The organism is Micromonospora chalcea, from assembly GCF_028768405.1.
GTDB lineage: Bacteria > Actinomycetota > Actinomycetes > Mycobacteriales > Micromonosporaceae > Micromonospora > Micromonospora chalcea.
The window spans coordinates 210,243-220,752 of record NZ_CP118233.1 but is presented as its reverse complement, the minus strand read 5'-3'; the positions used below and the strand labels follow the sequence as shown (position 1 = coordinate 220,752).

The window sequence follows — 10,510 nt, the reverse complement described above, 5'->3', positions numbered from 1 at the left end:
GCCGCCGCAGCGGTCAGTCGCCCCGCACCCGGGGGTGGCGGTGGTCGGTGAGCCGCAGGCCGACACCGCGTACCGCCGCGATGGTGACGCCGGTGCCCAGCTCGTCGAGCTTGCGTCGCAACCGCTTCACCAGGGACTGCACGTCGGCCCGGCCGTGCGTCGGCGCGTCGCGCCAGACCGCCCGGTGCAGCTCGGCGTAGCTCCACACCCGTACCGGCTCGGCGGTCAGGCAGGTCAGCAGGTCGCGCTCCAGCCGGGTCAGGGCGGTCTCGCGGTCGCCCCACCGGGCGGTGGAGCGCGCTGCGTCGATCACCAGCGCGCCGTCCGGCGCGGGCTTCGGCTCGGGTACGGGCGGACCCGGCGCGCCGGCCGGGTCCGGCGCGTCCGCTGTGATCAACTCGCGCAGCTCGTCCAGATCGGCGACCATCAACAGTGGCGCGACGCCGTCGAGCAGCTCGGTCAGCCGCAGCCGTTCGGCCGGGGACAACGTCACGCCGATGACGAGCGAGAAGGGCCGCTCCGGCGGCTCGGTGCCGGAGTTCGCCGCGTTCGTGCCGTCAGTCGTCACCGCGCCCCACCGTGACAAAAACTGTCAACAAGCCATCCGGTCCGGGGGCCTGTTGGTGACATGTTGCTCACGTACGGTCATTGATCGTTCCCTCATGTCGATCATAGTGTCCATTCAGGTGACCGGCGTAGACCCGCACGGACACCTAGGGGGCCTGGGGGGTTCTGGTAATACCGGTGCGACCAGTCGGGAGAGCGCGTCTCCTGGCCCTTCTGCCATGGCTCGATCATCAGCGGGTCATCGGAACAGGAGGCAGCACCGATGCTGAGACGTCCACACAGATGGGGCCCGGCCCGGCGGCTGGTGAGCGCGGGCGCCGCCCTGGTGCTCGCCGCGACCGCGCTGGCCGCCACCGGCACTGGAGCACAGGCCGGCACGGGTACCGGCGCGTCGGCCGGCGACAAGATCCGCCCCGAACTCACCCGGCAGCTGGAGGGCAAGAGCGAGGGCGACTTCTGGATCCACTTCTCGGGCAAGGCGGACCTGGGCAAGGCCACCGCGATCAAGGACTGGAACGAGCGCGGCGCCGCCGTCGCGGCGGCGCTGAAGAAGACCGCCGCGGAGAGCCAGGCCAAGATCCGCGCCGAGCTGGACCGCTCGGGCACGAAGTACCAGAGCTTCTGGGCCACCAACGCCATCAAGGTCACCGACGGCTCGCTGACCATGGCGCAGAACTTCGCCGCCCACTCCGAGGTGGACGGCCTGTACGCGCCGATCGAGTACAAGCTCCCCGAGACCATCCCGGGCACCGACGAGAAGTCGGCGAACGCGCTGGAGTGGGGCATCGCCAACATCAACGCCGACGACGTCTGGTCCCAGTACGGCGTCAAGGGCGCCGGCATCACGGTGGCCAGCATCGACAGCGGCGTCCAGTTCGACCACCCGGCGCTGGTGAACTCGTACCGCGGCAACAACGGTGACGGCACCTTCGACCACAACTACAACTGGTTCGACGCGGCCGACGAGTGCGCCACCGCGCCGTGCGACTCCGACGGCCACGGCACGCACACCATGGGCACCATGGCCGGCGCCGACGGGGCCAACCAGATCGGTGTCGCCCCCGAGGTCAAGTGGATCGCCGCGAACGGGTGCTGCCCGTCCGACGCCGCGCTGGTCTCCTCCGGCCAGTGGATGCTGGAGCCCACCGACCTCAACGGGCAGAACCCGGACGCCAGCAAGCGGCCGAACATCATCAACAACTCGTGGGGCACCAGGACGCCGTCGAACGAGCCGTTCATGGAGGACGTCACGAACGCCTGGACCGCGTCCGGCATCTTCGGCGTCTGGTCCAACGGCAACAACGGCCCGTCCTGCCAGACCAGCGGCTCGCCGGGCAGCCTGGCCAGCAACTACTCGGCCGGCGCGTACGACGTCAACAACAACATCGCCAGCTTCTCGTCCCGGGGCACCGGGCAGAACGGCGAGATCAAGCCGAACATCTCGGCGCCCGGCGTCAACGTGCGCTCCAGCGTGCCGACCAACTCGTACGCCAGCATCAGCGGCACCTCGATGGCGGCGCCGCACCTGGCCGGCGCGATCGCGCTGCTCTGGTCGGCGGCGCCCACCCTGGTCGGCGACGTCCCGGCGACCCGCGCGCTGCTCGACGACGCGGCGATCGACAAGGGTGACACCCAGTGCGGCGGCACCACCGACGACAACAACGTCTACGGCGAGGGCCGGCTGGACGCGCTCGCACTGCTCGCCGCCGCCCCGATCGGGGACAACGGCACGCTGGCCGGCAAGGTCACCGACGCCGCCACCGGCGCGGGCATCGCCGGCGCCACCGTCACGCTGTCCGGCGCGGCGGACCGCACGCTGACCACCGGCGCCGACGGCACGTACTCCTCGCTGCTGCCGGCCGGCGACTACCAGGTCGTCGTCTCCACCTTCGGGTACGCCACGCGCACGCTGTCCGCGACCGTCACCGCGAACACGACCACCACGCTTGACGTCGCGCTCACCGCGGTGGCGAGCGTGACGGTCAGCGGGCAGGTCACCGACGGGTCCGGGCACGGCTGGCCGCTGTACGCGAAGGTGAGCGTCGAGGGCACGCCGATCTCCGACTACACCACGCCCACCACCGGCCGCTACAGCCTGTCGCTGCCGTCCGGGGCGACCTACCGGCTCACTGTCGAGCCGCAGTACGCCGGCTACCTGACCACCACCAAGGAGGTCACCGTCGGCTCGGGCAACGCCGTCGCCAACATCGCGGTGCAGGCGAACCCCGAGGCGTGCACCACCGCCCCCGGCTACACCGTCAGCTCCGACGGCGAGTACGAGACGTTCGACGGCACCGGCGTGCCGGACGGCTGGACCGTGGTGGACAACGCCGGCACCGGCCAGGTCTGGGAGTTCACCGACGCCGGTGAACGCGGCAACCTGACCGGCGGCAGCGGCAACTTCGCCATCATCGACAGCGACAACTACGGCAGCGGCGGGCAGCAGGACACCTCGCTGGTCAGCCCGGTCGTCGACCTCACCGGCGTGACCACGCCGGTGATCCGGTTCAACCAGGACTACAACTGGCTCAACAGCGACCGCGCGGACGTCGACCTGAGCCTCGACGGCGGCACCACCTGGAGCAACGTGCTGCGGCAGGCCGCCGACGTACGCGGCCCGCGGGTGACCGAGGTGCCGATCCCGCAGGCGGCCGGCCAGTCGCAGGTGCGGGTGCGCTTCCACTACTACGAGGCCAGCTGGGAATGGTGGTGGCAGGTCGACAACGTCCTCATCGGCAGCACGCTCGTCTGCAAGCCGGTCAAGGGCGGCCTGGTGCTCGGCCACGTCCGCGACAAGAACGACAACAGCTACGTCAACGGCGCCACGGTGACCAGCAAGGACCGCCCGGCGGAGAAGGCCACCACGGTGGCCACGCCTGACGACACCGAACTGCCCGACGGCTTCTACTGGATGTTCTCGTCGCTGACCGGCAAGCACCCGTTCACCGCCGGCGCGGGCAACTACGTGAGCCAGACCAAGCAGGTCACGGTCGAGGAGGACTGGGCCACCGCGGCCAACTTCCAGCTCGCCGCCGGCCGGCTGTCGGTGAAGCCCACCTCGATCACCGGCACGGTCCGGATGCCCAGCGGGAAGGTCAGCAAGACGTTCACCGTGACCAACACCGGCGGGGCGCCGGTCAACGCCGAGTTCAGCGAACGCGACGGCGGGTTCGTGCTGCAACGGGCCGACGGTTCCCAGTTGTCCCAGCAGGCGCTGCTCGGCTCGACCGGCGCGCCGGTCCAGCGGCTGACCGCCGCGACGTCGTTCGCGGCCCGCTCGTCCGGCAAGTCGTCCACCGGCATCGGCGCGGCGGCGGCCCCGCAGGCGGACCCGTGGACCACCATCCCGGGCTACCCGTCGAACGTGATGGACAACCGGGTCGTCAGCGTCGACGGCAAGGTCTACTCCATCGCCGGTGGCGACGGCACCACGTCGAGCGCCAAGAACTACCGGTACGACCCGATCGCCCAGGCGTGGACCGGCATCGCCGACCTGCCCGGCGCGCGTAACGCCATGACGGTCGGCGTGCTCGACGGGAAGATCGTCGCCACCGGTGGCTGGGGTGCCGCCGGACCGGACGCCGCCACCTTCTCGTACGACCCGGCGGCGAACACCTGGACCCGCAAGGCCGACAACCCGGCGCCGCGCTCGGCGGCCGGCCAGGCGGTCGCGGGCGGCAAGTTGTACGCGATCGGCGGCTGCACCACCGCCAGCTGCACGCCGATGTCCAACTCGGTGGTCCGCTACGACCCGGGCGCGGACGCCTGGGAGACGCTGCCCGCGTACCCGAAGTCGGTGGCGTTCCTGTCCTGCGGCGGGATCGACGGCACCGTCTACTGCACCGGCGGCAACGACGGAACCACGTCGCAGAAGGCCGGGTACGCCTTCGACCCGGCCGCGAACGCCTGGACCGCCATCCCGGACGCGCCGGCCGACAGCTGGGCCTCCTCGTACGCGGTGGCGAACGGCAAGCTGCTGGTCGTCGGCGGGTCGCAGGGCGGCGCCATCACCAACGCCGGCTTCGCCTTCGACCCGGCGACCAACTCGTGGGCGAACCTGCCCAACGCCAACACCCCCCGTTACCGGGGCGGCGCGGCCTGCGGGTTCTACAAGATCGGCGGCTCGTCGGGCAGCTTCACGGCCACCAAGGACAGCGAGGTCCTGCCCGGCTTCTCCGAGTGCTCGGAGGCCGCCGCCGACGTGAGCTGGCTGACCGTCGACAAGTCGAAGGTCACGCTGGCGCCCGGTGAGAAGGTCACCGTCACCCTCACGATGACGGCGAACGTCGACCAGCCGGGCACGTACTCGGCGTCGGTGGCGATCAAGGAGGACACGCCGTACACCGTGGAGCCGGTGGCGGTGACCATGATCGCGCAGCCGCCGAACACCTGGGGCAAGCTGTCCGGCACGGTCTCCGGCAAGAGCTGCCAGGGCGCGACGGCGCCGCTGGCGGGCGTGACCGTGCAGGTCGACTCCTGGGCGAACTCCTACACCTTCACCACCGACGCCCAGGGCCGGTACGCCTACTGGATGGACCGGCGCAACAACCCGCTCACGTTGATCGTCGCGAAGGACGGCTGGAAGCCCCAGACGCGCCAAACGAAGATCAACAGCAGCACGCCCACGGTGGAGGACTTCACCCTCTCCCCCACCCGCTGCTGACCCGAAACACACATGAGTCGGCCCGCCCGGTGCCCCGCACCGGGCGGGCCGCCCCACGCCACCCCCTCTCCCCCGCGATCTTGCACTTACCGCCCCGGCAAGGCGCACAAAAGCCCCACCCGAGGGGCCGCAAGTGCAAGATCAGCGGCGCGGGGCGCGGGCGGGGCGGGGTCAGGGTGGGGGAGGGCGGGGTCAGGGTGGGGTCAGGCGGAAGCCGACGCCTCGGACGGCGTGGATGGTGGCGGGGACGTTGAGGCGGGCGAGCTTGCGCCGGATGCGGCGTACCACCGAGTGCATGTCCGAGCCCCGCCCCAGGTGGTCGTTGCCCCAGACCGCGCGGTGCAGCCGGGCGTACGTCCACACCTGACCGGGCGTGCCGGCCAGGCAGACCAGCAGGTCGTGCTCCAGCGGCGTCAACCCGACCTCGCGCTCCCGCCAGCGCAGCACCCGCCGGTCGGAGTCGACACCCAGCTCCAGCCCGGACGACGGGACGGAGGACGCGCCGGACGACGGAGCGGGCGGCTCACCGGCGGGTTGCGGCCGGGACGGCGGCGGGCCGGACGGACGACGGACCAGGTCGAGGAATCGGCGGGCCTGGTGGACGCTGGAGACGATCAGGAACGCCTCGGTGCCGCCGAGCAGCTGGGCGAGCTGCCGTCGCTCGGCCGACGAGGACGCGACGCCGATGACCAAGGACGGCATCCCTGTCATCCGTTCCCACCTTTCCGGCAGGTTGAACCGCAACGCCGGGCGGTCGCCAGGCACGACGATGCGGGGCACCTGGCTTGCGGAGTTCGACCCGAGGGGTGCGGGGAGCTGCGGTTTCGTGAGGCTTCGGGGTGAACTACCGGGATCATATAGCCGAGCACCGATGATTGGTATAGCAGTTAACGTCGATGTAACTGCACGCGGTTCGGCACGCGCGTACCGATGAGAGCCGGGACGTACGCCGGTCCAATGCGTGTGATCACGCACATGCTCTCCCTGGCCGGCGGGACGCCGACCCGCGCGGACATCGCCGCCCGCTGCGCCGAACTGGCCGAGGCGCTGCGCGGCCGAGACCGGGGCGTGGTGGTGTGCGACGTGTCCGCTGTCGCCGCGCCCGACCTGGTCACGGTCGAGGTGCTGGCGCGGCTGCGCCTGACCGCGCGCCGCTTCGGCTGGGGGCTGGAGGTACGCGGGGCGGGCGACGACCTACGCGAGCTGGCCGGCCTGCTCGGGCTGGCCGGCGCCCTCCTCCAGCCGGTCGGGCAACCCGAACAGCGGGAACAGGCGGTCGACGTCGAGGAAGTTGTTGAGCGACGTGATCCGGCCGCCGGAGACGCCGATGACGATCAGCGCCCACGGCACATGTCCTGAGCCGTCGGGGTCACGCCGGTAGTGCCCGAACGCGGGCATTCCGTTGGCGGCCGTCGGCACCAGCCGGGACCCGCGGCAGCCGCTGCCGGTGCCGGCCATCCAGTCCGCGATGTGCGCGGGGCCGCGCAGCCACAGCGGCAGCGGCGGCATCGACAACGTCGCGTCCTCGTGCAGCAGCGCGGTCAGCGCCGTCAGGTCGTACGCCTCGAACGCGCGCACGTAGCGGGCGAGCAGCGCCTGCTGCTCCTCGTCGAGCGGACGGCGCGCGTCGGCCTCGGTGTCGGCCGAGGCGATCGTGGCCCGCGCCCGCTGCAGCGCGCTGTTGACGCTCGCCACCGACGTGTCCAGCAGATCGGCGACCTCCTGGGCGGACCAGGCGAGCACCTCGCGCAGGATCAGCACGGCGCGCTGCTTCGGCGGCAGGTGCTGCAACGCCGCGACGAACGCCAGCCGCACCGACTCGCGGCCGGCGACCACCTCGGCCGGGTCGGCGACCTCGGGCAGGACCCGGTCGTCGGGCGCCGGGCCGACCCAGATCTGCTCCGGGCGCGGCTCGCCGGGATGGGTGGCCGTGCCGACGCCCGCCGGGCCGAGGTCCATCGGCCGGACCCGGCGCTGCGCGCTGGTGGCCATGCTGAGGCAGACGTTCGTGGCGATCCGGTAGAGCCAGGTCCGCAGCGCGGACCGCCCCTCGAACTTGTCGAAGTTGCGCCAGGCCCGGACGAAGGTGTCCTGCACCGCGTCCTCGGCTTCGAAGGCCGAACCCAGCATCCGGTAGCAGTAGCCGGTCAGCTCCGACCGGTACGCCTCTAGTTGTGCCTCGACGGGAACGCTCGCCACCTCGCTCACCCGGCTGAAACTAGCCCACATGCTGCATGAACGCGAGTACCCCGGGCGCGCGGCGATGAGTACGCCCCGTCCGCCCGGTCCACCGGTGGTCAGGTCAGCACATCCGAGGAGCACCGATGACCACCACCGAGCGCGACGAGAACCACGCCCCCGGGCGGTACGCCGACGTCAACGGCGTACGCCTCTACCACGAGACACACGGCAGCGGACGGCCGATGATCCTGCTGCACGGCGGCCTCACCTCGGGCGAGATGTTCGCGCCGATCCTGCCCGTGCTCACCGCGAAACACCAGGTCGTCGTGGTGGACCTGCAGGGGCACGGCCGCACCGCCGACGTGGACCGGCCGCTCGACATGGCGCTGATGGCCGACGACGTCGCCGCGCTGATCGACCACCTCGGGCTGGACCGGCCGGACGTGGTCGGCTTCTCCCTCGGCGGCGGCGTCGCCCTGCACGTCGGTTTCCGGCACCCGGAGAAGATCGGCCGGCTGGTCGCCGCGTCCGCGCACATCCGCCGCGACGCCGTCTACCCGGACATGCTGGCGCAGCAGGGCCAGGTCAACGGCGCGGCGGCCGAGTACCTGAAGGACACCCCGATGTACGAGCTGTACCAGCGGGTCGCGCCGCGTCCGGAGGACTTCCCCCGGCTGCTCGACAAGATCGGCGAGGCGATGCGGAAGGACTTCGACCTCGCCGACCAGGTGCGTGCCCTGCGGGTGCCGACGCTCGTGGTCGCCGCCGACGCCGACATGGCCCCGCCGAGCCACTTCGTGGAGGTGTTCGAGCTGCTCGACGGCGGCCGGCGCGACGGCGGCTGGACCGGCGAGGGCCGCCCGGCGGGCGGGCACGCGCTGGCGATCCTGCCCGGCCTGACCCACTACGACATCGACCAGTCGCCGCTGTTCGCCGCGGTCACCCTGGACTTCCTCGACCGGGACCGCTGACCCGCGCGTGTGCCGCGTCCCGTACCGGGGTACCGCTTCCGGAGGAACACCGGTGAGGAGGACGAGATGACCGACCCCAGGTACGCACCGATCGGGCTGGCCACCGCCGGGCAACTGGTCCCCGACGACGGACAGACCGGCGGCGGTGAGGTCGTCGGCGCCGACGACGCGGCTGCCGACGCCGCCCGGGCCGGCGCCGACGTGGACCTGTCCGGGGCCGACCGCGACAGCGACGGCACCCCGGTGGGCGCCGCCGACGCCGAGGCCGACCGGCGGCGCGCCGCCGGCGAGTGACGCTCTCCGCCCCGCCGCCCGCACGAGGTGGCGGGGCGGAGCCGTCCCTCACCGGTCGACCGGCAGTTCGACGTCGGGCAGGTGCCCGAGCGCCCGGATCGCGGTGACGGCGGCGTACCCGTCGGCCAGCCAGGCGATGTCGGTGCCGGGGACCGCGCGGACCGCGTTCTCCTCCACCGCCGTACGCACGAACCCCTCGCCACGCTCGGCGACCGACACCTGCACCTGACCGAACGGCGCGAGTGTCGCCTGCCGCAGCCCGGCCACCTGATCGGCCGGCAGGTCGGGCACGTTGAGGTTGAGCACCGTGCCCGGGTCCGCCTCGGCCAGCCAGGGCAGCAGCGTCGCGGCCAGCTCGGCGGCGGTCGCCCAGTGGCGGGACTCGTCGTCCACGCTGTCCAGCACCGCTATCGCCGCGCCACCGCTGCCCGCGCTCGCCGCCGCCGGGGTGAGCACGTCGAGCGACACGGCCAGCGCGCGGATGCCGTTGTTGCCCGCGGTCAGAGCCGCGCCGACGGTGCCGGAGTGCAGGACCGCGTGGCCGGCGTTGGCGCCCCGGTTGATGCCGGACAGCAGCAGGTCCGGCACCGGCCCGAACACGCCGAGCCCGGCCAGCACCGCGATGTACGCGGGTGAGGCCGCCACCGCGTACGCGGGCACGTCGGGCAGGCCGTCCAGCTCGGTCTCGCCGAACACCAGCCGCCCGTCCTCGGTCACCGCGGACAGCGCCGCGCTCATCCCGCTCGCCTCGTGCTGCGGCGCGGCGACCACCACGTCCAACCCACGTTCGTACGCGGCCCGGGCCAGCGCGCGGATGCCGGGGGCGTGCACGCCGTCGTCGTTCGTCACCAGCACCCGGGGTGGCCGGTCAGCCGTCATCGTCGCCACCGTCCAGCGGGGTCAGCCGCACCCGGCCGGCCAGTTCCCGTACCGCCTCGGCCCGGCCGGTGCCCAGCCCGTGCCGGGTCACGTTCAGCGCGCCCGCGGCGGCCCCGACGTGCAGCGCCTCCCGCATGTCGCCGCCCCGGGCCAGCACCGCCGCCACCCCGGCGGTCATCGAGTCACCGGCGCCCCGGTGGTCGGCCGGCTCCAGCGGCGGGGCGTGCACCAGCAGCGCCTCGCCGTCCTCCGGCAGCGCCAGCGCGGGCTCCCCGGCCCGGCTGATCAGCACCGTCCGCGCGCCCCGATCCTGGCAGCGCCGGCCGGCGTCGCGCAGCGCCTCCACGCTGTCGTCCTTGGCCAGGCCGTCGTCGAGCAGTTCCTCGTGGCTGACCTTCAGCACACTCACCCCGCCGTCGAGCACCGCCTCCAGGTACGGCCCGGACAGGTCGGCCACCACGGTTCCGCCGTTGGCGCTCAGGTCGGCGGCGAGCCGCCGGTAGATGTCCGGGTCCACCACACCCGGGTCGGCCGGTCCGCTGAGCACGCTCACCGGGGCACGCAGCCCTTCGGTGAGCGTCACCGTGTACAGCTCGTCGATGTCGTGCCGCACCATCGGCACGCCCGGGTTCTCGGCGATCTCGGTCCGCTCGCCGTCCCGCCGGTCGTGCACATACCAGCCGGTGCCGGACTCGCGCCGCACCATCCGTACCGTGACGTCCTCGTCGTCGAGCAGCTTGCGGACCGCGTCGCCGACCTCGCCGCCGAGGCCCACGCACATGGTCACCGGCACGCCGAGCGCGGCGATCATCCGGCTCTGCCACACGCCCTGCCCGCCCGGGTGCAGATGCAGCTCGGTCGCTTCGCCCTGCTGCTCGATCGTCACCGTCAACAGCGGGGCCGGGGCGAACACCATCACCTTCTGGTCCATCCGCCAGTGTTGCCCGCTGACCGG

At 72.5% G+C, this 10,510-nt stretch carries 8 protein-coding genes and 1 pseudogene; 4 read left to right on the top strand and 5 right to left on the bottom strand.

Going from position 1 to position 10,510, the window contains the following annotated elements; translation table 11 throughout:
- Positions 1-13: 13 nt before the first annotated feature.
- Positions 14-568 (bottom strand): winged helix-turn-helix domain-containing protein, encoded by a 555-nt coding sequence (locus tag PVK74_RS01035; protein ID WP_274477943.1) that lies wholly within the window; start codon positions 566-568, stop codon positions 14-16.
- 261 nt (positions 569-829) lie between these two features.
- Here PVK74_RS01035 and PVK74_RS01030 point away from each other — a divergent pair, with 261 nt between their 5' ends.
- The gene (locus tag PVK74_RS01030) at positions 830-5,230 is read left to right on the top strand and encodes a S8 family serine peptidase (protein ID WP_274477942.1); all 4,401 of its coding nucleotides are present in this window, start codon (positions 830-832) and stop codon (positions 5,228-5,230) included.
- Positions 5,231-5,422: 192 nt separating this feature from the next.
- On the opposite strand, the gene PVK74_RS01025 is transcribed toward PVK74_RS01030, so the two are convergent.
- Positions 5,423-5,941: a winged helix-turn-helix domain-containing protein gene (locus tag PVK74_RS01025; protein ID WP_043330395.1), complete on the bottom strand. Its 519-nt coding sequence runs from the start codon at positions 5,939-5,941 to the stop codon at positions 5,423-5,425.
- A 219-nt stretch (positions 5,942-6,160) separates the two neighbouring features.
- On the opposite strand from PVK74_RS01025, the pseudogene PVK74_RS01020 reads away from it, so the two are divergent.
- Positions 6,161-6,394: pseudogene (locus tag PVK74_RS01020) on the top strand (hypothetical protein); the annotation flags it as partial.
- A gap of 30 nt (positions 6,395-6,424) precedes the next feature.
- Here PVK74_RS01020 and PVK74_RS01015 read toward each other — a convergent pair.
- Entirely contained in the window at positions 6,425-7,459 is a 1,035-nt protein-coding gene (locus tag PVK74_RS01015; RefSeq protein ID WP_043325152.1) for a sigma-70 family RNA polymerase sigma factor, read from the bottom strand.
- Between the two features lie 95 nt (positions 7,460-7,554).
- On the opposite strand from PVK74_RS01015, the gene PVK74_RS01010 reads away from it, so the two are divergent.
- Positions 7,555-8,382 (top strand): alpha/beta fold hydrolase, encoded by an 828-nt coding sequence (locus PVK74_RS01010; RefSeq protein WP_274477941.1) that lies wholly within the window; start codon positions 7,555-7,557, stop codon positions 8,380-8,382.
- Positions 8,383-8,448: 66 nt separating this feature from the next.
- Positions 8,449-8,676, top strand: a complete 228-nt coding sequence (locus tag PVK74_RS01005; protein ID WP_043330397.1) for a hypothetical protein — start codon at positions 8,449-8,451, stop codon at positions 8,674-8,676.
- Positions 8,677-8,724: 48 nt separating this feature from the next.
- Here PVK74_RS01005 and surE read toward each other — a convergent pair whose 3' ends face one another.
- Together surE and PVK74_RS00995 are read right to left on the bottom strand one after the other, a co-directional pair.
- A complete protein-coding gene (gene surE / locus PVK74_RS01000) occupies positions 8,725-9,555 on the bottom strand; it encodes a 5'/3'-nucleotidase SurE (protein WP_140946120.1) in 831 nt (276 codons plus the stop codon).
- Entirely contained in the window at positions 9,545-10,486 is a 942-nt protein-coding gene (locus PVK74_RS00995; RefSeq protein WP_247660207.1) for a 1-phosphofructokinase family hexose kinase, read from the bottom strand. Before PVK74_RS00995 ends, surE begins: the two co-directional genes overlap by 11 nt.
- Positions 10,487-10,510: the final 24 nt, after the last annotated feature.

Coding starts and splice junctions, on each gene's coding strand:
- PVK74_RS01030 (WP_274477942.1), top strand. CDS start 830: ATGCTGAGACGTCCACACAGATGGGGCCCGGCCCGGCGGCTGGTGAGC.
- PVK74_RS01025 (WP_043330395.1), bottom strand. CDS start 5,941: ATGACAGGGATGCCGTCCTTGGTCATCGGCGTCGCGTCCTCGTCGGCC.
- PVK74_RS01015 (WP_043325152.1), bottom strand. CDS start 7,459: ATGTGGGCTAGTTTCAGCCGGGTGAGCGAGGTGGCGAGCGTTCCCGTC.
- PVK74_RS01010 (WP_274477941.1), top strand. CDS start 7,555: ATGACCACCACCGAGCGCGACGAGAACCACGCCCCCGGGCGGTACGCC.
- PVK74_RS01005 (WP_043330397.1), top strand. CDS start 8,449: ATGACCGACCCCAGGTACGCACCGATCGGGCTGGCCACCGCCGGGCAA.
- surE (WP_140946120.1), bottom strand. CDS start 9,555: ATGACGGCTGACCGGCCACCCCGGGTGCTGGTGACGAACGACGACGGC.
- PVK74_RS00995 (WP_247660207.1), bottom strand. CDS start 10,486: ATGGACCAGAAGGTGATGGTGTTCGCCCCGGCCCCGCTGTTGACGGTG.